This is a genomic window from Priestia sp. TSO9 (assembly GCF_021029645.1).
Lineage (GTDB): Bacteria > Bacillota > Bacilli > Bacillales > Bacillaceae_H > Priestia > Priestia megaterium_E.
On the sequence record NZ_JAJEKD010000015.1, the window covers coordinates 522,638 to 544,491 of the forward strand.

Consider the following 21,854-nt stretch of genomic DNA (forward strand, 5'->3'; position numbering starts at 1 on the left):
GTAATAGCGCTATAGGTAATAGATTTGTTCAAAAGAACTCGCCAAGTAGTCAAATCCACGAGGGCGCAGTGTTTCGAACTGCTGAATAATTTTTATTCTTTCCTCTGATCCTCCTGGGAGATCGTAAAGTTTCGTCACGGGCTGTCCACTATTTAAATATTCAATGATTCTAAACAGCATGACGCGAAAAGCATGTTTAAATTCCTTATATTCATCAGGAAAACGCTTCTCCAGCGCTTTATATTCAACTAATGTTTTATGCATATGCATAAACGGAAGCTCTTTCCATTCAAGAGAGAGGATAAGAACGTCTATATTAGGATGTTTTTTAACGAAACGATAGTGATTTCCCCATTGTTCTTTTACTTTTCGCTTAGACATACCGTGTTCTTGGTGATAAGCAACCGTAGAGGAATCTAAAACAAATTGTGCACCATTCTTATATAAACGATATCCAAGCTCCCAGTCTTCTGCCCCGTAGCCGACAAAAGTCTCATCAAAATAGCCGGATTTCTTTAATTGCGCTTTTCTTACGGATACATTTCCACTTAAAAACGCGATATACGGTAGCGTAAATCCTTCAAGTCGCTCTCCGAAATGTTTTAGCCCGCTGTTAAGGAAATAACGATTGGGAAATGATAAACGTTGAAAACGGTTTGTATCAATGTCTTCTTTTTTTACCAGAGGACAAGGAACATTTGAATGCTGCTTCGTCTGTTCATAGTTTTCATACAATCTTCTATACTCAGGATCCCTGCCGACTAGTTCTTTCAAGTGAGCCACTTGATCTTCATTATAGTCTGGCATAATAAACGTGTAAACTCCTTCATAATGCATAGCTCCGGTAACCACAAGATTGGATTCATGCACATGATGTTTATAGTGATTTTCAATAAAAGCAGGAGGTGCCAGCATTTCTCCGTCTAAAAAGATTAAAAGATCTCCTTCAGCATTATTAATTCCTATATTACGTACCGAGGAACGCCCTTTATTTTGTTTCATTTGAATATATTTAAATTTGAACGGGACATCCGCTTCTTTTAAAATGTCGGGCGTATTATCAGAAGAAGCGTCATCCACTAGAATGACTTCATACTCAGCTTGAGGAAACGTTTGTTTTGATAAACTATAAAGCGAAAGAGAAGTTTGATGATACTTATTATACGTAGGCATAATGATACTAACTTTAATAGGATGTTTGTGATTATTTTTTATGCTCATTTTATATAATGAATTGTCTATTTTACTCCTTTTGTTTTTAGGCTCTTTTAAGGGTTTAAGATTCTTTTCTTTCTTTTTAATATAGTATTTTCCATCGTAACGGTTGTAATAAGAATCATACAAGTCTATTTTAATCATCCTTTCTCTGTTTTTCCCCTATATACTATTCAAAAAGTGACAAGGTGCTTGTACAATACGTAAAAAGTTTTAGAAAAGGCGTATATAATAGATTCGCAAACTCTGGTAGATCATTCTATTGAATTAGAAACACATTCTCTTATCATAAATAAGTGTTCTACTTCTCAGCATAAAAAAGCTGCTTACAACTTCATACGTTATAAGCAGCTCCCTTTTATAGCTGATTTCCATATACCCCATCAATATTCGCAACAGCCGTTTGATCAAATATATCTGCATCCATATTTGTATTTTTCATTCGCGCACAAGCAGCTGAAATGTCTCCATACGTTGAGTTGATTCCAACAGATTTAACATCCGCTGTGTGTCCGTTGTGAAGGACTTCTCCAAAATTCATTGATCCGTTTCTCGCCATACCATTAATTCTCGTGTTACAGATGTTAATAACTCCTGCCATGACCATACCACCTTTTCTTAAAATGAATTCGTACATCGTATGCTGTGACAAGCCTATGTGTGAAAAGTTTTCAAGAAGTGAAAAGCAAGGTACAAATACTAGTGAAATTATTCATTTCACCCTGCTTCACCCAAAGTTTCCACATGTTTTTATGCTTTTTCTGTTACAATAAATGCATAAGTTATTTTTCATCCATATTGTTTGAAGGAGGATACGTAATATGGACGAACCAAAAGATATTCAACCTAAAGTAGAAAAAAGTTTCGAACTGATTGGCAAGAAGTGGACAGGATTAATCATTTATGTACTTATGAGTGGTCCTAAACGCTTTAGTGAATTAAATGAAAGTATACCAGCCTTAAGCAGAAGGCTTTTGACAGAACGGATTAAAGAGCTTGAAGACCACGGAATCGTTGTCCGAAATGTCATTCCAGATCGCCCTATTCGCTCTGAATATTCGCTGACTCAAAAAGGAACAGAGTTAGGCAAAATATTAGGGCCGATTAGCCAGTGGGCAGAAAGCTGGGTCCAAGATTAATAAAACTACTCCATAGAAAGGATGAGCATCATGGCAAATGTTCTCTATATTACTGCACACCCTTTAGCTGAAGACGAATCACTTAGCATGGCTGTTGGGAAAGAATTTATTGACGTGTATAAACAAACACATCCAGAAGATGATGTGGTTCATTTAGATTTATATCAAGCAGATATTCCATACTTAGATGCAGACGTATTTAACGGCTGGAAAAAGCTTCGTTCTCACTCTTCCATCCAGGATTTATCAACGGATGAACGATTAAAAGTGGGACGATTAGCTGAGCTAGGCGGACAGTTCGTACTCGCTGACAAATATATTTTTGTCACGCCAATGTGGAATTTCTCTGTTCCTGCGATTATGAAAACGTACATTGATGCGATTACCGTGTCAGGTAAAACCTTTACATATACAAAAGAAGGCGCTCAGGGATTGCTTAAAGGAAAAAAAGCGATTCACATTCAATCCCGCGGAGACGTGTATTCAGAAGGCCCTGAAATGGCAAGAGAAATGGGCCATCGCTATTTAGAAATCATGATGGACTTCTTTGGAATTGAAGCGTTTGAAAGCATTATTATTGAAGGGCAAGTAAAATTCCCGGATCAAATTCCGCAAATTAAAGAAAAAGCACTCCAAAAAGCCCATTCAATGGCCAAAACGTTTTAAATTCAATAAAAATCAAAAAGACCTCGAAGCAGATCGAGGTCTTTTTCTTTACTCTTCCCTCCCTTATATTTCCCTTGAAATAATGATCACCTTCCTGCTCGTTTTACGTTGAAAATAGATTTAAAGGAAAGATGAAACGCTGTTATTTTTTGTTACTATTAATAACGAACGAAACAAAAACACATGATTTTTCTTTTGCTTTTTTTAATTATCTACGTTCAAAAAAGATAGTTCCTCCAAATGAATAACGTTTAAAATCACGCTTTAAAATGAAATAAACCTTTGTTTTTAAAGGTTTTAGCCACAAAATCTAAAAGCATAATACTCTTAAAAACGTTTGTGAATATGATAAAACCCAATAAAAAACCTTTGACTAAATTTGTTACGTAAGTTACTATTAATAACGTAGTAGATGTTTTCGAACATATTATCTTTAATTCATGAAACAACATTTATATATTGAAGACGGAAAGGTGAAAAGAATTATGGCAAAAGTATTATATATTACAGCAAACCCTAACGATGCTACGCAATCATTCAGTATGGCTGCAGGAGACGCATTTATTAGCGAGTATAAAGAAGTAAACCCAACGGATGAGGTTGTTCACGTTAATTTATATCAAGAACATATCCCTCACATCGACGGCGATGTATTCAGCGGATGGGGTAAACTTGGAAGCGGCGCAGAATTTGACGCGCTTACTCCTGAAGAACAGCGCAAAGTTGCTCGTTTAAACGAATTAAGTGATCAATTTGCTCAAGCGGATAAATACGTATTTGTTACACCAATGTGGAACTTCTCATTCCCACCGGTAATGAAAGCATACTTAGATGCTGTAGCAGTAGCTGGAAAATCATTTAAATATACAGCAGAAGGTTCTGTTGGTCTATTAACAGATAAAAAAGCGTTCCATATTCAAGCAAACGGCGGTATTTATTCTCGCGGCCCTGCTGGTGAACTGGAAATGGGTCACCGCTATATGCGCATTATGATGAACTTCTTCGGCGTTCCATCTATCGGAAGCCTATTTGTAGAAGGACAGGCTGCAATGCCAGATAAAGCACAAGAAATTAAAGAGGACGGCATTGCTCGCGCTAAAGAAGCTGCACGTACATTCTAATAACAAATATAAGCATAAAAAAAAGGAACATCTCCCCGTGTTCCTTTTTTTGTGCTTACATTTATATCTTTGCTTCCCCGCGCAGCAGCGAATAAACATATGTATCAAATGGGATGCCGTCTTGGTACATGTACTCTCTTAATGTTCCTTCTTTTTTAAATCCTACTTTGCTTAACAAAGCGATAGATCCGCTATTTTGCGTAAATACAATCGCTCCTATACGATTGTATTGAAGTTCGTGGAAGCCATAAGAAATCGCTTCATGAACGGCTTCTGTTGCGTATCCTTTGTTCCAATACTCCGGAAAAAGAGCATAGCTTACGTTTGCTTTCTTATGCCCAGGAGACCACTCTTGAAACCCTATTGTTCCAATCAGCTTTTCTTTTCCTTTTAGCTGAATCCCCCATTTAATCAATCGCTTTTCTTCGTAGCCTTTGGAAAAATTCTTAATGATCCCCTTTACTTGGTTGATCGATTCTAAAGCTTCTTGCCCGTAATAGCGCAGCACCTCTTCATCAGAAAAGCATTCTAAAATTTCACCCGCATCATCTTCTACAATTTTTCTTAATATCAGCCGTTTTGTCTCTAATTCCGGAAACATTTTCTTCCCTCTTTTCTGCGCAGCTTATCTATCTACGGTAAACCATACTATTCTCCTCTCAACTAGCAATATCCTGCTAAAACCTCACCCGGGAGGACTCATTTCTTATCCAAATAGTCGATTTACAGCGGAGATAGTGGTATTTTATATAGTGGACATAAGTTGATTTTTATCAGCACAGAGGCGGTGAACGTAGAAATGAACCCAGATAAAGAATTGCTGTCCACGATACACGCTCTTCAAAAAGAGCTTCAGCAAGAAAAAGAAAACCGTGCGTATATGCAAAAAGATATGGACGAACTCAGAAGCGCTTTATTACAATCAGAACAAGTAAAACAAAACTTAATTGATCAGCTAGAAAAGAAAGTTGATTTGATTTTAACGTTGATTCAAAAAGGAGACGCATAAAGGAATGGATTTTTTTAAAAACAGCAAAATACTATACACTATTGTAGCACTTGCGATTGCCCTCATCGCTGTATTTACCAACAATTCGCCTATTTCCCTCATTCAGCAGCATGAAAATTCAAGCAGTACATCGAGTAGCACGTCCGACACTACATCAAGCAACCAATGCTCTGCAGAGACTCAAAGCGACAGACTATTTACCGGCAAAGAACTTGTTTTACAAGAAGGAAATGATAAATACGGATATTGTCACATCGTCGCTCATATGCAACAACCAGGCGCAGACAATTACCATGGTAAAAGCCAGTTCAGCAAATACTTAAGTGAAAAACAAGCGATGTCGATTGCCGAAGAAGTAATCAATGAAGGTGACGATGGTACCAATAATAAATCTGGCAATTATGTTAAAGAAAAGTATATTAGTTCTTTAAATCAAGAAGTTAGAGTTGTGTATACCGACTACAGAGGCAAAGACTATGACTACAGCGTAACGACCATGTATCCAATAGGTCATTAACCCTAATATATGAAATGAAAAAAGCAGGCTCAAGCCTGCTTTTTTTTCATTTCATTATCTACAGCTCTAGAAAGTTAATAATTGATTTAAAGTCTATTTGATATGTAAAAAATCCAACTTTAGACTATGAAATTTTGGAGATATGACAGTAGCACTTTTACCTCTTGGACATATTCTAAATATAAAAAAGAAACAGCCCCTTGCTTCTTTTTAAGAAAGAGGTTAAAAAATGAGTAACAAGTACAAAGTTAGAAAAAACGTATTATCTCTTACAGACGCGGAAAAAAGAGATTTTATTCGTGCCGTGCTAATACTAAAGGAAAAAGGAATATATGACCGCTATATAGCTTGGCATGGTGCAGCAGGTAAATTTCATACTCCTCCAGGCAGCGATCGAAATGCAGCACATATGAGTTCTGCTTTTTTGCCGTGGCATCGTGAATACCTTTTGCGATTCGAACGTGACCTTCAGTCGATCAATCCAGAAGTAACCCTTCCTTATTGGGAATGGGAAACGGATGCACAGATGCAAGATCCATCACAATCAAAAATTTGGAGCGCAGATTTTATGGGCGCAAACGGAAATCCCAAAAAAGATTTTATCGTCGATACCGGTCCGTTTGCAGCCGGACGCTGGACGACGATCGATGAGCAAGGAAATCCTTCTGGAGGGCTAAAACGTAATTTTGGCGCAACGAAAGAAGCACCTACACTCCCTACTCGAGATGATGTTCTTAATGCTTTAAAAATAACGCAATATGATACGCCGCCTTGGGATATGACGAGCCAAAACAGCTTTCGTAATCAGCTTGAAGGATTTATTAACGGGCCACAGCTTCACAATCGCGTACACCGTTGGGTTGGCGGACAGATGGGTGTTGTACCTACTGCTCCGAATGATCCGGTCTTCTTTTTACACCACGCAAATGTGGATCGTATTTGGGCTGTATGGCAAATTGTTCATCGCAATCAAAACTATCAGCCGATGAAAAACGGACCATTTGGTCAAAACTTTAGAGATCCGATGTATCCTTGGAATGCAACCCCTGAAGACGTTATGAACCATCGAAAGCTTGGGTACGTATACGATATAGAATTAAGAAAATCAAAACGTTCCTCATAACCCGTTCTAGAAACAGCGGTATACAATTTAGAACAGGTAACCCCCTTCCCTTCTGACATAGCTCCAAAAGCCACAAACACCGTAAAACTCACCGCTTTATCTCCCCATTCAGCATAAAATATAGTTAATTAACCATAATTGGGCTGTGAATAAGCTTCATATAAGGACCTTCGAACATATGAATAAGTTATCAAAGCTTTATAAAAGTTTTATAAACGAAGGGAAGATATTAAAATGCATAATAACGTAAACGCACCTTTTAGTTCTAATGAAAATATGCCGTTCTCACCTGCTATGGCTCACCACGGCTATACTGCTCCTGCTTATGACCATATGATTCCACACTGCGGATACACAATGCCGGACTATGGATATATGGAATGTGGATATAGCGTTCCTTGCCACAGAGGTAATGGTTTTGCCATTATCATCGTACTGTTTATTTTACTCATTATTATTGGTGCATGTGGTTTCGGCTTCCATCACGATGATTGTTAACCTAAAAAACTCCAGTATAAATACTGGAGTTTTTTCATGTCTTAATCGCTGCAAACCCTATAGCGTTTCATCTAAATCTAGGGGTCTCAGCTTCGCTTCAATTTCTTTGCGCTTAGGTTCTAAAAATGGCGGCAGTGCTAATGTTTGCCCCATCGTTTCGAGCGGTTCATCGGTCGCAAATCCAGGTGTATCGGTTGATAGTTCAAACAAAATGCCGTTTGGTTCTCTAAAGTATAGTGCTTTGAAATAGTATCTCTCTACTTTACCGGAATTCGGCAGGCTGTTTTCGTTTAACCGGCTTGCCCACTTGTTGTATTCTTCTTCATTTGGAACACGGAAGGCAACGTGATGAACGCCACCGCGCCCTAAGCGAACTTTTGGCAAGTCAGGTCTCGTTTCAATATGAACTTCGGCTCCGCTTCCGCCTTCGCCCGTTGCATAAACCAAAATATCCTTTTGATTTTCTACGAAAGATGGATAAGAGCTCACGTAGCGAAATCCCATAATGTTTGTCAGTACGTCAACCGTTGGTTCTGCCGTGCCTACCGTTAGCGTAACTGGCCCTAATCCGATAATCGCATGTTCTAACGGAATATCTTCACGCTTCCACGGGACGCCTGCTCTTACGCCTTTTTCACCGTTGTCTGCGACAAGAAGCAAGCGTGTGCCTTCAAAATCTTTAAATGCTAACGTGTCACGATTAGCTCGTTTAGCTATTTCTTCATACTCTACTCCGTACTGCTCAAAGCGCTCTTTCCAAAAGTATAAAGAATCCGTACTTTTAACACGAAGCGACACGGTTGAAATGTCAGATGCACCTTGATGCGTTCTTGCAAGCCCCGGAATATCAAAAAACGTTACTTCCGTTCCTGGTGTTCCTTCTCCATCTGCATAAAATAAGTGGTAAGACTGCGTGTTATCTTGATTCACCGTTTTTTTTACTAATCGCATACCTAAAACTTTAGTGAAAAACTGATAGTTTTTTTCAGCTTTCCCCGTCAAAATAGATACATGATGCAACCCTAACAATTCCATCTGCTCCGCCTCTTTTCATAATATATAAATTTTTTAACTTCCGCATAAATTATCTTTAATTTAATTATCTTTAATTAAAGATAATTTTAAAGGATGCACAGCCCCTTTGTCAATAACAAGAAAATGTCGTGAACATAAAAAAGAAACTAAACACATGGTTAGTTTCTTTTTATCTTCCCTTTAACAAACTGCTGACCTTTTCCAAAAGCGGTTACTTCTTAAGCACGCGCTGCACATTTTGCTTCATCACCTCCGCAATTTTCGTTTCATTTTCAAGAGACGTCTGCTCTAATTTTTCGATGACTAACTGCTGTCTTTCGAGTGAATGATTTTGACTTAGCTTTTGCTTGCCTTCCATTTTGCTGATGTCGATTTTAAACCCAATAATTCCTTTGCTTAAACTATTCGTATAAGCAGGATCAACGTCATTTAGCGTATATGTACTGCTCGGGCTTTCATATTTCGCTACCATCTTCCTCAGCAGCCCAAGCAGTTCTGTTGGTTCTTCAATCATTTTCATCGTGCCATACACGTGAACAGCTTCGTAATTCCATGTCGGCACAGCTTGATTCGTTTCATACCAAGACGGTGAAATGTAGCAGTGAGGCCCTTGAAACACAGCTAGAATTTCTTGATTTTCAACATCTTTCCACTGCTGATTCGGACGTGCAAAATGTCCGTATAAAGCTTTTTCTTTCCGGTTTAACATCAGGGGCAAATGAGTAGCATAAGGCTTTTCATTATGATACGAAAACAAAGTGGCGAACCCATTGTCTTCAATAAGATCATACATTATTTGTTCATCATTCACTTTGAAATACTTTGGAATATACATCGGCGCTTCTCCTTTATCTCTTATTTAGTAAAAGATATAATACTATACGTGTTTGCAACAGCGTCAGTTATGAACTTTTTAGGGAGGTCAGCAACTTATGAAACGATTTTTTATGAAGTTTATGCTACACTGTTGTGATGTAAACCGCTGATTTTTTATATGTTATTATTTAGCACATGATGTAATAAAATATCAGTTCACTGAGCAAAGGATTGAGAAACAAAAAAAGAAGCGCTCGTTTAAAGCAGCTCCTTTTTTTGTTCATCTATATAATTGAGGATTTTTTTCTCTTTTAATAGGTCCACCTTTGGCTATATGCCACTCAATGACACGGTCGGTTAAGCGATCATATACATCATCTTCCAAATACGGATCTTCTGTAGAAGTGAGCAAGGTGTGAATATCGGCTTTTATTTCTGCTAAAACAGCTGAGATAAATACCGCAGGGTCATTTAATACGTCTAGTATATATAACACCAGCATCTCAAATCCTTTATCCCAATTGGCATTTCCGTTGCCTTGGGCTTCACAGCGAAGCTTTTCAATAGCTCGAATGACCTCTCCTTCTACAACATCCGATTGCCCGCTTTTCGGAACATATTTTAACCATATTTCCTTTGCTTCATCAAAATATTTCATTCTCTACTCCTTTCTTCAAAACTTTATTCCTTTTTGCTTCTTTGATTCATTGCCGTTCCAAACACAACGCCTAATGATGTCCCAATCGCAATACCAAACCCGATATTATCCATTAACATTCCGAGAGAAGCCCCCATCGCAACGCCCAAGCCTAATCCTACTCCTAGATAATCAGTACCTTTCTTTTCTTCAGACAAAAAATCACTCCTTTTTGCTACCATTTTATTTATACCTTTTATACGTAAAAAACACGTGAAAAGTTTCATAAAAATGGAAACAAAAAAAAAGCAGTCACTTTAACTGCTTTTTACATAATGAGCTGATAAACGGCTTCTCCGAGCATTAAAATCGACCCCAGTATGCAGATTACCCCGAATACATACATCGTTTTACGTGCAAACTGCTCAAACGATATGCCAAAGCATTTTTTAGCTATCCAGTACATGTGGATAAGAAGCCCTCTAATCCGGACCCGCTTCATTGATTCACCGGATAATGATTGAGATAAAGAAAGGATGATTAACCCGGCCATCATAGAAAAAACCGCTATCACTATGTCTAAAATAGAGCTATCCATACGTCCCCTTCTTTTTACTTTTTATACCTCCTGTTTTAGCATAAAGGCCAGTTAGACTGTACGTGCAGAAAAATGCAAACAACTCAACAGGGAAAGGTATCCAAACCTTAAGAAAAGGGCAGTTTAAAAATAAAAACACTTTTCTTACTTAAAAAGGATGGATCACGTTGACAACCAATCAAAAGCAATATCTTGAAAAAATACATAGCATACAGGAAGATCTCTCCAAAACGTGGATGGACTATTGGCACCACTACTCGAGTCCAAGCTCTTGGCAGTTTTGGGTGACCCTAGGGGCTTTTATCTTACCTTTAGTCATTCTCTATTTTTTAATTGACCGAAAAAGAGCCTTTCACTTAGGGTTTTACGGATTTAACGTACACGTTTGGTTTCACTATAGTGATACCGCTGGCGTTTATAACGGGCTTTGGACGTATCCTTATCAAATGAATACCGTCATACCCGTAAGCTTTAGCCTAGATGCTTCGCTTATTCCCGTTTCCTTTATGCTGCTTTATCAATGGACACTCAATCATCATAAAAATTACTATTTATATGCAACGATTCTTTGTTTGTTTTTTGCTTTTATTTTCAAACCGTTATTAACAGGGATTGGCTTTTTCCAGCTGCATGAATGGGCTACTTACGGTTATTTATTTGTATTTTATCTCGGTGTCATACTGCTATCAAAATGGATTACCAATCTGTTTCTTTATTTTGAAAAACGGAAACGAATAGGGTAAGTGTCATCAATAAAAAACGTAAGCATCTTCAAAAGACCTTGCGTTTTTTTTGATTATTGTCCTTACTAGTTGTCTGCTTCCTCAAAAGATAGAATGCTTTTCTCATTGTTAATTTAGAACATGATGCATCTAGCAATAATAAAACTTTTGTTAGGAAAGAAAATCTCGCTTTTCCTAAGCCCTGGTTAAATTAGCGTTGTATAAATCCATTAAACTGCTTAAATCATCTAACAATGGGCAGTGGCCCACGCCTTTCATAATTTTCAACGTCGCATTTTCCCCTATTCCTTTTGCGATGTCAGATGCATCTCTTGTCGAAACCATCTTATCTTCATCTCCTTGAATAACCATAGTAGGAATCGTAATTTTTTCGACTTCTCCTGTCCCTTGAACGACACCGTTAAAATCGTTTGAAATATTAAATCTCATCAGCGCATAATTGATATCAATTAAATTTCGCTGCTTGGTCGTTCCTTCTAAATATTTTTCAAATTGATCAGCAGACGGCTTATTTTTTGTATATAAAAATTGACGCAGCATCATTTTTAAAAACCATGTGTTTTTTGTTTCTTTTGCGTTTTCGACCATTCTAAATGCTTCTTTTACTTCTTCTTTCGTTTGTATAAAGTTGTTAGGAATAGGCAGTTCTAGGAACGTTCTTCTTGGAATGGGGTAGCCTTTGATGTTGACGGAGCTTAAGAGAATTAATTTTTTGGCATCATTCGGATGATCAATCACATACTGCATAGCGACTGCTCCTCCTAATGACCACCCGCTTATTGTAAAAGCAGACAACTTTAAAGCATCTGCAAACAGTTTGACGTCATCTGATAAGTCTTTGATTGTGTGGATAGGTGTATGGTAAGTGGAGTCTCCAAATCCCCTTAAATCAAGCGCATAAGCTGTGATATGTTCTGGAAGTTCGTTCATCAACACATCCCAGTTAAGGGAAGAATTCATGTTTCCGTGAATTAACAAAAGTACTTCTTTTCCGCCTTTTTTCATTCGGTAATTGATTATTTCTCCATTTGGTAACTCTACTTTTGCTTGTTCTAAAGCAGATATGGTCATCGCTATTTTCCTCTTTTCTTATATAATTAGAACGATAGCTAGCTTTAATTTTTACATACCCTATTTATCTAGCGTTAAGCAGTTGCTTGAACATCAAGATCATCCTATGTCATTCTATTTGCTATAAAAGGCAGCCAAATATGCAATTTGGCTGCCTTTTTATGATAAAAAAATATGCGAATGAGCAATAAGGCCATTACTTTTTCGGTGCGTCTAATGCTTGATAGGCAAGCTGATATTTTCCGCCTTCAGCCACTTCTGCGTGGTACAAAGCTTTAAGAGCAAAGTTTTTTTCAAGGCTGTGCTCTTTCATCAAACCGTTCAGCTTACCCTGCAGTTCCTGATTGTCTTTAATGAGCTGCTTCATCTGTGATTTTAAATATTTCATGGTGTTTTCCGCTCCTTTCACTTGATAAACCTTCATCAAGTATATCACTTAAGGATAGGATAATGGTAAAACAAGTTACGATTGAGCGATTAAATTTGTACCGCTCTATTCTTTAAGCGCGCTACAAGCGGAACAACGATGATACCCGCTATCACAACTTGCATCACATTTCCTGGTATAGATCCAAGCGGAACGATCCAGTTACCGTAAAGAATCACTTCGGCAAAATAGTAGCCGACGACTTTTACAATCAGCGCTGCAACAACTGCCAGCGTGTTGACAAACGCTCTTTTACCAGGTGCTTTTTCTGAGATAAGACCTGCTAAAAAGCCCATTGCCCCTACAATAATAAACGTAAACGGTGCCCATGCTGTCCAGCCGGAGATAAGGTCGAATAACCCCATTCCAAAAGCTCCTGCGATGGCTCCTGTTTTTTTGCCGTAAAGAAAAGCTGCTATAAAAAGAGGAACGTTGCCTAAATGGATGAGGCCTCCGTTACCCATGATTGGAAGCTTGATGTTGATAAACATTGTCGCTACAAACGTCAGTGCGATAAAAAGCGCATGCATGGATAAAGCTTTGATTTTGGTTGATTCTCTTGGTGAGTATGTTGAATTCATCTGTTGACCTCTTTCTTTTTTTACTACTATCATACTCCTAATTACACACTTAATAAATACGTAAAACTATTTATTTAGTAAGGTATATCATTCTAGCGGCACATAAAACTCTGTCAACTTTAAAAATTGTCCTATCCGTTCTTAAAAAATACAGCTACCTCTGCTTACTTTAGCAGACTGCGGCGCCTAATTTTGTTATGGTAAAGAGTCTGTTCGGGCATAATATGAGCAAATCGTTCTTTTTCAAGAGTTGACGAAGGCTTATAAATATGAGAAGTTATATGTTTGTAGAAATGAATGGAATAACCTAGAATTCCAGCGGAACCTGTTACTATAATTGTACTGATATTAACCAAGTTCGGTTAGATTGTGGCAGTCATGATTTTTACATACAGCAAGCAAGTTATAGGAGGAGCAAGAATGGATAATAACGATATTTTAATTAGATTACGATATGCCTTGGATTTAAAAAATACAGAAATGGTAGAGATCTTTAATCTTGGCGGAGTAGACGTAACAAAAGAAGACGTATTAAAGATCCTTACGAGAACACCGGACGAAGAAGACGAGGATGCAGTTCATGCGGACGAACACATCTCGTGCAGTAACAGTATGTTAGATTCTTTTTTAAACGGTTTTATTACCTTTAAAAGAGGAAAACAAGACCCTAAACCAGGGCAAGCACCGCCAGCGCCGGTTCAAAGCAATCAAAATATGTACAACGTCTTATTAAAGAAAGTGAAAATTGCTTTGTCCCTAACCAGTGAAGAGATGTTAGAAGTATTTGATGACGGTGGCATCCGTGTATCTAAAGCAGAATTAGGTGCTTTATTACGAAAAAAAGGCCACAAAAATTACAAACCGTGCAAAGAGAATTTTGCACGAAAATTTCTAAGAGGCTTAACCGTACAATATAGAGGCTAACATGATACACACTTTTTCAAATCAGAGTATCCATTATGAAATACGATATAAAAACCGAAGTTCTTTTGCAATTAAAGTAGACGGATACGGAACGGTCGAAGTACTTGCTCCTAAAGGAACGTCTACTGAACAATTACGTATGTTATTAGAGAACAACTGGGCATTGATTCAGCAAAAAATAAACGAAATGAACGATAGAACGCATGGACCAAAGAAAAAAGTCTATGAACACGGAGAACGCTTTTTGTATGTAGGAAAAAACTATCCGATACAGATTCATCACGATTCGACCATTACAAAGGATTCTGTAGTGTTTGAAGCGAACACGCTTCAGATTTATGTCAATCAGCACGACGATGAAGCGATAAAACAAGCGCTCAAACGCTTTTATTATCAACAATGTAAAGCGCTAGTAACCAAGAGTATCTCCTCCTATCAAAAACATTTTAAAACAAAGCCGCGCTCCATTTCGATTTCCGATAGCAAAAAAGCGTGGGGCACGTGTGATTCCAAGCGTCAGCTAACCTTTAACTGGCGGCTGGCAATGGCACCTCAGCACGTCATTGATTACGTAGTCGTTCATGAAATGTGCCACATGGTTCACATGAACCATGACCGGTCTTTTTGGCGCCTTGTCGGGAAAATCATGCCCGATTATCGTGAACAAGAGAACTGGCTGGAAATGTCGAACTGGGAAATGACGGTGTAGTACCGCTAAATAAAAAAGAGCAGAAGCCCCAGGGGCATACTGCTCTTTTTTTATCTTTAACTATAGCGATATTTTCGTAAATCTTTTAAAATAGAAATTTCTTTTAACAATTCTTCTCCGACATTTGTTTCTAAAACCATTTTTCGCTCTAGTTCTTTGTCAACCAATCGCTTTACAGATAAGACGTCCGTTCCTTCTAATAAAATCTCTTCTTTTGAATTAAAGTGTTTATGAGCGACTAGCTGCATGCCGTAAGAATTGTATAATAATGTGTATCCAGCAATCCCTGTTGTGGATTGATACGCTTTTGAAAAACCGCCGTCAATAACAATCATCTTTCCATTTGCTTTGACCGGGTTTTCTCCTTCAATTTCTTTGACTGGCGTATGCCCATTGATAATATGACCATGATCAGGATTTAATTTAAATTCTTCCAGGATGTTTCGGCAGACTTCCTCATTTTCCCGTAAGTAATAATACGGATTCTTCTTCTCTTTATGCGTTGTTTTATCACTGATAAAATATCTTTCAAACGTCGTCATTGCACGTTTCCCAAAGAGTGATGAATATTCTCCTGTCCATAGGTACCAGACCATATCTGTTGCCAAATCATCCGTTTCTTCAGGATGGGCAAAAGCCTCTTGCAAATAATGTTCAAACACATCAAGCAAGTTGCGGCCTGCATACGTTTTATCTTCAATCGTCATTTTCTCCATGTTTCCTTCTTCATCTAAAGGAATGCAGCCGTGTATTAATAAGTTTCCGTTGTATTTTAAATAAAGGCTGCCTTTTTTCATCAGAAACTTCATATGTCTCGCCAGTTTTTCCGAATGCTGTACAGAAAGCAGCAGTCTTTCCATTACCTGCTCTTCTTCTTCTAATAGCTGATCAGGCTGCGCCGGATCCACCGTTGCAAAGCAGCTGTTTTCTAGCGGATACGTGTTTCCGTATATCGTAATTTCATTTTTATCATAATCAATTTTTTCAAGCAACAGCCTTTCTGACATATTAAAGAAAGGACGTCTTTTTATAATCGGACTTTCCAGCTTGAACTGAATCATCGCAATGGCCTGATGAATTTTCGTAATTTGTAGTCGCTCGTGATCGGATAGTTTGTCACTCGAGCTTACTTTTGGTCTAAAAGCAGGATTGTCATCATAATATTTCTCCGCCAGGTTAAGCAGCGGTCTCAGGTTAATGCCATATACGTCTTCAATAATATCTAGATTGTCGTATCTCGCGCAGATACGAATAATATTAGCTAAGCACACTTTCGAACCCGCAAAAGCGCCTAGCCATAGCACATCGTGATTTCCCCACTGAATATCAACGGAGTGATAATTAATGAGCGTATCCATAATTTTATCCGGCTCAGGTCCACGGTCATAAATGTCCCCTACTACGTGCAGATGGTCCACAACCAACCTTTGCGTCGTATAAGCAAGGCCTATAATAAGCTTATCGGCTTGTCCCAGAGAAATAATCTGCTGAACAATCTTTGTATAGTACTGTTCTTTATTTGTAAATTCATCCGTTTTATATAGCAGTTCTTCAATAATGTACACAAATTGATCCGGCAATGCTTTACGCAGTTTAGAACGCGTGTATTTAGAAGAAGCGTACGAAATAAGATTAAGCATACGATCAATGATTTCTGTATACCAATGATAGAGTTCCTTTTTGTTTCGAAACTGTGCTTTAATCAACGGTAATTTTTCTTCAGGGTAATACACTAATGTCGCAAATTCATTGATTTCTTTGTCAGATAATACATCTTTAAAAAGGTCTTTGATTTTCTCTTTTACATTTCCTGAACCATTTCGCAGCACATGCTGAAAGGCTTGATACTCGCCGTGTAAATCACTGACAAAATGCTCGGTCCCCTTTGGCAGATGAAGAATAGCTTCAAGGTTAATAATTTCGGTTACCACTTTTTCTTCCGTATCATACCTTTGTGCAAGTAAATCTAGATATTTTGTGTTCAAAACTATGTATCCCCTTTCAACGTTCACCATTTAGTATAATCACCGTTATAACCCTTTAAGATAAATTGTGATTATAATGTTACGCACCTCTTATTTAACTCTTTTCTCTCCATGCCTCACCTCTTTATTTTAACCTATTTTACGTATAGGTAAAATGGTATAAAGTCTATTTGTCTATAAAGATTTCCCGTTCTTTTCCCTTACCTCATAGAGAAAGTGATACTATAAAAAAACCTGCTGATCTCAGTCAGCAGGTTCGATACATATGAAAGAAGCGCACATAATCAAGAAAGTTTACTCCGACCTCTACACAATAACAGATTTTCCCCTTCCTAGCTGTGAGATATCTCACAGCGTTAAGACCTTGCTGGTGTTACAATAAAAATGACCTTTCTGAGACAGGAAAAGTCATCCTTTGTATTATATAAGAATCATCATTCTGTTGAATCTCTGTTCTTTTATGTTCAGAGATTTTTTCTGTTGGATTTGTTAGATGAAGAGAAAAATCGAGGGAAAATCATCACATTAATGTCTGCTGATACCTTATCCACCTTAATTCTCACCGTTTCACTTTTTTAGCATATCCCGTTTTAAAGCCCTCCGCTAAGCAAGCGGATTTTGCGATATAAAAAAGCAGCGGATGTAAAACATCACGCTGCTTTTCTTATCTCTACACACCTCAGTAAAAGAGGATATGGTAGAGTGTTTGTACAAATGTAGTGATTGGTGTACTTAGTGGATATTATTCTTTCGGAAATTACCGCCTTTAACTTCGGCTACGTCATATACCGTAACAAAAGCCGTCGGGTCAATTTCATTGATAATTTCTTTCATTTTGCTTTCTTCTAAACGGTTGATTACACATGTGATTTCCTTAAATTTTTCATGAGAATAACCGCCGTAAGCTTCTTTATATGTAGCGCTTCGACCTAAACGATCACGTATTGTCTCTACCATTAATGCAGGCTGAGAAGTGATAATCTGGAAGGTTTTCGATCCGCTTAGCCCTACCTCTACGATGTGAATAACTTTGGACGCAATAAAGTATGCAATTGCAGAAAGAATCGCGCCTTGCAGACCAAATACTAATGAAACAAAAATAAATACAAACGCATTTAAGAACAAAATAAGATCACTTGTTCCAAACGGCAGTTTTCGAGAAAGCAGTACAGCTAGCATATCGATGCCATCTAAGGCCCCGCCGTTACGAAGTGCAATTCCCATTCCAAACCCAAGGATAATACCGCCGACAACGGTTACGAGTAGTGTATCTCCTTCAATAATCGCTGGAGTGTGATGCATGAGGCTTGTACCGACAGCTAATGAAACGATTCCGAGGATTGAAAAGATGGCAAAACTTTTACCGATTTGTTGATATCCTAACCATACAAAAGGAATGTTGATAACGGCGATGAGAACCCCAAGTGGCAAACCAAATAGGTTTGAAGCAACGATGCTAATGCCTGTTACCCCTCCATCTGAAACATGGTTTGGAATTAAGACAGTTTCTAAGCCGTAAGCTGCAATAATTCCTCCGATAATGACCATTAATGCTCGGAAAGCAATTTTTAGCCGCTTAGGCCTGTGATGTTTTTTAGTTGTGTTCATATAATTCCTCACTTTTAAATGTTTTTTACTATTTAAGTGTACCACAAACATTCTCTTTATTTGAACTAAGGAGGCTTACGTATCGTTTTTTAGCTCACATAGTGCAAACATAGATAAAAGAGAAATTGTAGCTGTACAGACTCTATCCTTGCAATAAGTCCCTATTTCTGTTAAGTTTAAGAAGAATTATTTTTGTTCGGCAAAGATTGATAAGTTACATAACTTTCGTCTATAGATTTGAGCAAGGATAGTAATACAATGTGTGCGTGTCACACTAGGAGGCAACAATTATGGAACAAGGTAAAGTAAAATGGTTTAACGCAGAAAAAGGTTTTGGATTCATCGAACGCGAAAACGGAGACGATGTATTTGTACATTTCTCAGCAATCCAAAGCGAAGGCTTCAAATCTTTAGACGAAGGTCAAGAAGTTACATTTGAAGTAGAACAAGGTCAACGCGGCCCTCAAGCTACTAACGTTCAAAAAGCGTAATCCATCATAAATAGAAAAAGACAGACTCCATGGAGTCTGTCTTTTTCATTACTTTGAAAATGTAATAATAAAACCCTATCCACTGAGGAATAGGGCTTATTAATACAAAAATAGTAATCGGTAATACAAATGGTAAACTCAGTATAGCATAGTATTGGCGGAATCCAAACTATAAATCAAAATTTCTTCATGAATAATTATGATTCGTGCTTCATTAACTCTTCTTCAAAGAAAAATGTACTGGGATATTTATCAACTGTATAAGAATATCTTTTCATGTTTTTCACATAATGACTTTTTAAGATGATCACTATTTCATTAGATGCTTTTATACTTACTGTTTCTCCATTAGCAAATAAGCTTATACTCATATCCTTCATCCTCTCTCGTATCAAAAACAATCAAATTTTTAACTTTATTTATCGGGAAATATAATGTTCAGCTTATATTTGAGGCTTTATCAGCATGCTGATAGTCAGCAACCTTTCCCAACGGCTAGTCCAGCGAAGGTTAGTTATATTTGATACCTTACGTATACATGCTCCTAAAGCCTATCGTTCTACAGCTATAATGTATTCTTTTCTAGTTATTTACGACACAGGATATAGGTAGCTCTTCTTTACTGGCTTTTGTCTCCAATGTCTATACTTATGTTTAAAGTAACCTTTTTAAAATCATTTCTTTTTTAATTATTAAAATCCAAAGCAAAAAGACCCCTATGTGGAGTCTTTTTACGTTGGATTAATTATGCTACTTTATGAACGTTAGCAGCTTGTGCTCCGCGTTGACCTTGTTCAATGTCAAACGTTACTTTTTGACCTTCTTCTAACGATTTAAAGCCTTCACCTTGAATAGAGCTGAAATGTACGAATACATCGTCTCCGCCTTCAACTTCGATAAAGCCGAAGCCTTTGTCTGCATTAAACCATTTCACTGTACCTTGTTCCATAATATTGCCTCCTGGTGTGGAATACTCCACGCTTGTATTACTACCCTTGTCCAACCATACTATCTTAAGATAAAAAATTCTATGGAAGAGATTTCTCTTCTCTCAATCTTATACCGAACAAAAATAATTAACTCAATCGTAACATACAGAATCAAAGATAGCAAATACAGGGAATGGAATAAATCGTCGAACGATAAAAAGAGCCTTCTCTTTGTAGCTCTATACAAAGAGAAGGCTCTTTTTATCGTTCCTATTTTACGAAGCAGTTGATGTAGCACCTGCTGTTTATTTACTTTATTTTTCTGTTTGCTCTGTGTGCCACCATAATGAATCTTTTGGATTTTCAACCGCTTCATTGTATTCAGATTTAGAAGCAACCGTTGGGTATGAACCTTTGAGTGATTTTCCTGCTGTGTTCGCAAACAAGAATAAAATCACGAAAAATCCGATGATGCTCACAATGGTTAAATAGAACGCTGGAGCCAAGTGATTGCCCGTTGCGTGAACTAACCATGTCGCAACTAATGGCGTCGTTCCTCCAAAGATAGAAACTGAAACATTAAACGTGATCGCTAATGTTCGGTAGCGAATATCTGTGTAGAACATTGTTGGCAGCGTTCCTGGCATTGTTCCTTCATACGTAGCAAGTAAAACACCTAGAATAAGAATACCGATTGAAATAAAAACTAAACCATTTAAGTTGATTAAATAGAACGAAAAGGCTGACAGTAAGCTTAATCCGCCTAAACCGATTAAGAAAACTTTCTTGTTTCCGATTTTGTCGCTCAGTTTTCCAAACATAAGAGCAAGCGGCACCATTAAAATCATAACTGCCGTAATTAATACTGTACCAACTGTGTTTGATAAACCAATAATTTCATTTAAATAAGAAGGCATGTACGATAATAGCATATAGTTTGTAATGTTAAAGAAAGCCACGGCTACGAAACAAACAAACACATCTTTTTTGTGATTTTTTAAAATAGAGAGGAAGCTTTCTTCTTCAACTTCGTCTTCGTTGGAAAGTTCATTTTCAAAAATAGGCGTTTCCCCTAAACTTCTTCGTAAATAAAAACCAATAAGTCCTAAAGGCAATCCTAATAAGAAGGGAATTCTCCAGCCCCATGAGGCCATCTGTTTATCCGAAAGAACAAAAAACAGTAAGCTAGCTAGCAGTGAAGCAAGAATATAACCAACAAGTGTACCGATTTCTAGTCCACTTCCAAGCACATTTCGCTTATTGTCTGGAGACGATTCTGCAATATACACCATCGCACCAGCATATTCACCACCAGTTGAAAAACCTTGGATGATTCGTGCAATTAATAAAAGGATGGGTGCCCATATACCGATTTGATCATATGTAGGTAACAACCCAATGAGTAATGTGGAAAAGGCCATTAAAATAATGGTAGTGGTTAAAACGACTTTCCTTCCTAACTTGTCTCCAATTTTACCGAATATAACACCGCCCAATGGACGCATTAAAAAGGCAATCGCAAATGTGGCAAATGTGAATACTAATTTGAGCTGATCATTTTCAACTGCGCTAAAAAAGTTTTGACTAATAATTACGGCTAAATATGAATACAAGCCAAAGTCAAACCATTCCATCGCGTTTCCTACTCCTGTAGCAAAGACGCTTTTTTTAGCTTTGTCAATATCTACGACGTTAATTTTTTTCTTATTAAACTTCATTTCATTACGTCACCTCCGCGGTATACGATTATACAAGACTGAGTAGTAAAGTCAAATTTGACTTACTGTATTTCACATGTAAATGTGTTGAAACACTTCTTATTTTTAAGTAAAAAACGAAAACTATTCATGTGATGCTAAATATTAAAAAAGGTTATGGCTAAAGGGTTTGAAGCCAAAAAAAGCTGAAGAAGGAACGCCAACAAATAAATGAATTAAAACCAAAATAAACTTTTTTTATTTCAACGTACAATTCATTGCTATTAAAAAAACGATTTTCGCCTAAAATAGGGA

Annotated in this window: 27 protein-coding genes; 11 read left to right on the forward strand and 16 right to left on the reverse strand. The window is 37.5% G+C overall.

Annotated features, from left to right (window positions below; translation table 11 throughout):
* Positions 1-9: 9 nt before the first annotated feature.
* Positions 10-1,359: a glycosyltransferase family 2 protein gene (locus LJC66_RS17685; protein ID WP_230933133.1), complete on the reverse strand. Its 1,350-nt coding sequence runs from the start codon at positions 1,357-1,359 to the stop codon at positions 10-12.
* Positions 1,360-1,573: 214 nt separating this feature from the next.
* On the reverse strand, positions 1,574-1,816 hold the full coding sequence (locus tag LJC66_RS17690) for a spore germination protein (protein ID WP_013084095.1): 243 nt from the start codon (positions 1,814-1,816) through the stop codon (positions 1,574-1,576).
* Positions 1,817-2,036: 220 nt separating this feature from the next.
* On the opposite strand from LJC66_RS17690, the gene LJC66_RS17695 reads away from it, so the two are divergent.
* From LJC66_RS17695 to LJC66_RS17705, 3 genes are all read left to right on the forward strand, one after another.
* Complete coding sequence (locus LJC66_RS17695; protein ID WP_013058076.1) at positions 2,037-2,354, forward strand: winged helix-turn-helix transcriptional regulator; 318 nt, start codon at positions 2,037-2,039, stop codon at positions 2,352-2,354.
* A 30-nt stretch (positions 2,355-2,384) separates the two neighbouring features.
* On the forward strand, positions 2,385-3,020 hold the full coding sequence (locus LJC66_RS17700; RefSeq protein ID WP_028414603.1) for an FMN-dependent NADH-azoreductase: 636 nt from the start codon (positions 2,385-2,387) through the stop codon (positions 3,018-3,020).
* A gap of 485 nt (positions 3,021-3,505) precedes the next feature.
* A complete protein-coding gene (locus tag LJC66_RS17705) occupies positions 3,506-4,141 on the forward strand; it encodes an FMN-dependent NADH-azoreductase (RefSeq protein WP_195696400.1) in 636 nt (211 codons plus the stop codon).
* A 61-nt stretch (positions 4,142-4,202) separates the two neighbouring features.
* Here the strand turns inward: LJC66_RS17705 and LJC66_RS17710 are convergent, their stop codons facing one another.
* Positions 4,203-4,742: a GNAT family N-acetyltransferase gene (locus LJC66_RS17710; protein ID WP_195696399.1), complete on the reverse strand. Its 540-nt coding sequence runs from the start codon at positions 4,740-4,742 to the stop codon at positions 4,203-4,205.
* Positions 4,743-4,904: 162 nt separating this feature from the next.
* Here LJC66_RS17710 and LJC66_RS17715 point away from each other — a divergent pair, with 162 nt between their 5' ends.
* The 4 genes from LJC66_RS17715 (at position 4,905) to LJC66_RS17730 (ending at position 7,288) form a co-directional block, all read left to right on the forward strand.
* Positions 4,905-5,150, forward strand: a complete 246-nt coding sequence (locus tag LJC66_RS17715) for a hypothetical protein (protein WP_230933134.1) — start codon at positions 4,905-4,907, stop codon at positions 5,148-5,150.
* A 4-nt stretch (positions 5,151-5,154) separates the two neighbouring features.
* Positions 5,155-5,667, forward strand: coding sequence for an LPS export ABC transporter periplasmic protein LptC (lptC, locus tag LJC66_RS17720; RefSeq protein ID WP_230933135.1), 513 nt, complete (start codon positions 5,155-5,157; stop codon positions 5,665-5,667).
* 229 nt (positions 5,668-5,896) lie between these two features.
* On the forward strand, positions 5,897-6,790 hold the full coding sequence (locus LJC66_RS17725) for a tyrosinase family protein (protein WP_230933136.1): 894 nt from the start codon (positions 5,897-5,899) through the stop codon (positions 6,788-6,790).
* Between the two features lie 294 nt (positions 6,791-7,084).
* Positions 7,085-7,288, forward strand: coding sequence for a YjcZ family sporulation protein (locus tag LJC66_RS17730; protein WP_372586384.1), 204 nt, complete (start codon positions 7,085-7,087; stop codon positions 7,286-7,288).
* A gap of 57 nt (positions 7,289-7,345) precedes the next feature.
* Here the strand turns inward: LJC66_RS17730 and LJC66_RS17735 are convergent, their stop codons facing one another.
* The 5 genes from LJC66_RS17735 to LJC66_RS17755 form a co-directional block, all read right to left on the reverse strand.
* Complete coding sequence (locus tag LJC66_RS17735) at positions 7,346-8,323, reverse strand: ring-cleaving dioxygenase (protein WP_195696395.1); 978 nt, start codon at positions 8,321-8,323, stop codon at positions 7,346-7,348.
* 211 nt (positions 8,324-8,534) lie between these two features.
* Positions 8,535-9,158: an FMN-binding negative transcriptional regulator gene (locus LJC66_RS17740; RefSeq protein WP_230933137.1), complete on the reverse strand. Its 624-nt coding sequence runs from the start codon at positions 9,156-9,158 to the stop codon at positions 8,535-8,537.
* A gap of 261 nt (positions 9,159-9,419) precedes the next feature.
* Complete coding sequence (locus LJC66_RS17745; RefSeq protein ID WP_195696393.1) at positions 9,420-9,797, reverse strand: hypothetical protein; 378 nt, start codon at positions 9,795-9,797, stop codon at positions 9,420-9,422.
* Between the two features lie 23 nt (positions 9,798-9,820).
* A complete protein-coding gene (locus LJC66_RS17750) occupies positions 9,821-9,994 on the reverse strand; it encodes a glycine zipper domain-containing protein (RefSeq protein ID WP_195696392.1) in 174 nt (57 codons plus the stop codon).
* Positions 9,995-10,104: 110 nt separating this feature from the next.
* Positions 10,105-10,374, reverse strand: a complete 270-nt coding sequence (locus tag LJC66_RS17755; protein WP_230933138.1) for a hypothetical protein — start codon at positions 10,372-10,374, stop codon at positions 10,105-10,107.
* Between the two features lie 167 nt (positions 10,375-10,541).
* Between LJC66_RS17755 and LJC66_RS17760 the strand changes: the two genes are divergently transcribed.
* A complete protein-coding gene (locus LJC66_RS17760; protein ID WP_230933139.1) occupies positions 10,542-11,117 on the forward strand; it encodes a CBO0543 family protein in 576 nt (191 codons plus the stop codon).
* A 174-nt stretch (positions 11,118-11,291) separates the two neighbouring features.
* Here the strand turns inward: LJC66_RS17760 and phaZ are convergent, their stop codons facing one another.
* The 3 genes from phaZ to LJC66_RS17775 all read right to left on the reverse strand — a co-directional run bounded on the left by phaZ (position 11,292) and on the right by LJC66_RS17775 (position 13,196).
* Entirely contained in the window at positions 11,292-12,188 is an 897-nt protein-coding gene (gene phaZ / locus LJC66_RS17765) for an intracellular short-chain-length polyhydroxyalkanoate depolymerase (RefSeq protein WP_230933140.1), read from the reverse strand.
* Between the two features lie 196 nt (positions 12,189-12,384).
* Positions 12,385-12,576, reverse strand: coding sequence for a hypothetical protein (locus tag LJC66_RS17770; RefSeq protein ID WP_013058089.1), 192 nt, complete (start codon positions 12,574-12,576; stop codon positions 12,385-12,387).
* Between the two features lie 89 nt (positions 12,577-12,665).
* Positions 12,666-13,196: an ECF transporter S component gene (locus LJC66_RS17775; protein WP_230933141.1), complete on the reverse strand. Its 531-nt coding sequence runs from the start codon at positions 13,194-13,196 to the stop codon at positions 12,666-12,668.
* A 420-nt stretch (positions 13,197-13,616) separates the two neighbouring features.
* Here LJC66_RS17775 and LJC66_RS17780 point away from each other — a divergent pair, with 420 nt between their 5' ends.
* Both LJC66_RS17780 and LJC66_RS17785 read left to right on the forward strand, forming a co-directional pair.
* A complete protein-coding gene (locus LJC66_RS17780; protein WP_014459104.1) occupies positions 13,617-14,120 on the forward strand; it encodes a YehS family protein in 504 nt (167 codons plus the stop codon).
* 1 nt (position 14,121) lies between these two features.
* Positions 14,122-14,829, forward strand: coding sequence for a M48 family metallopeptidase (locus LJC66_RS17785; protein WP_230933142.1), 708 nt, complete (start codon positions 14,122-14,124; stop codon positions 14,827-14,829).
* A 56-nt stretch (positions 14,830-14,885) separates the two neighbouring features.
* On the opposite strand, the gene fbp is transcribed toward LJC66_RS17785, so the two are convergent.
* Together fbp and LJC66_RS17795 are read right to left on the reverse strand one after the other, a co-directional pair.
* The gene (gene fbp / locus LJC66_RS17790) at positions 14,886-16,814 is read right to left on the reverse strand and encodes a fructose-1,6-bisphosphatase (protein ID WP_230933143.1); all 1,929 of its coding nucleotides are present in this window, start codon (positions 16,812-16,814) and stop codon (positions 14,886-14,888) included.
* 732 nt (positions 16,815-17,546) lie between these two features.
* Complete coding sequence (locus LJC66_RS17795) at positions 17,547-18,422, reverse strand: YitT family protein (RefSeq protein ID WP_013058095.1); 876 nt, start codon at positions 18,420-18,422, stop codon at positions 17,547-17,549.
* Between the two features lie 290 nt (positions 18,423-18,712).
* Between LJC66_RS17795 and LJC66_RS17800 the strand changes: the two genes are divergently transcribed.
* Positions 18,713-18,913 carry a cold-shock protein gene (locus LJC66_RS17800; RefSeq protein ID WP_029714163.1) on the forward strand — a complete coding sequence of 67 codons (201 nt, stop codon included), beginning with the start codon at positions 18,713-18,715 and terminating at the stop codon, positions 18,911-18,913.
* Between the two features lie 197 nt (positions 18,914-19,110).
* On the opposite strand, the gene LJC66_RS17805 is transcribed toward LJC66_RS17800, so the two are convergent.
* The 3 genes from LJC66_RS17805 to LJC66_RS17815 all read right to left on the reverse strand — a co-directional run bounded on the left by LJC66_RS17805 (position 19,111) and on the right by LJC66_RS17815 (position 21,560).
* Positions 19,111-19,284 carry a hypothetical protein gene (locus tag LJC66_RS17805; protein WP_014459100.1) on the reverse strand — a complete coding sequence of 58 codons (174 nt, stop codon included), beginning with the start codon at positions 19,282-19,284 and terminating at the stop codon, positions 19,111-19,113.
* Between the two features lie 374 nt (positions 19,285-19,658).
* Positions 19,659-19,862: a cold-shock protein gene (locus tag LJC66_RS17810; protein WP_014459099.1), complete on the reverse strand. Its 204-nt coding sequence runs from the start codon at positions 19,860-19,862 to the stop codon at positions 19,659-19,661.
* 294 nt (positions 19,863-20,156) lie between these two features.
* Positions 20,157-21,560, reverse strand: coding sequence for an MFS transporter (locus LJC66_RS17815; RefSeq protein ID WP_033580232.1), 1,404 nt, complete (start codon positions 21,558-21,560; stop codon positions 20,157-20,159).
* Positions 21,561-21,854 lie beyond the last annotated feature (294 nt).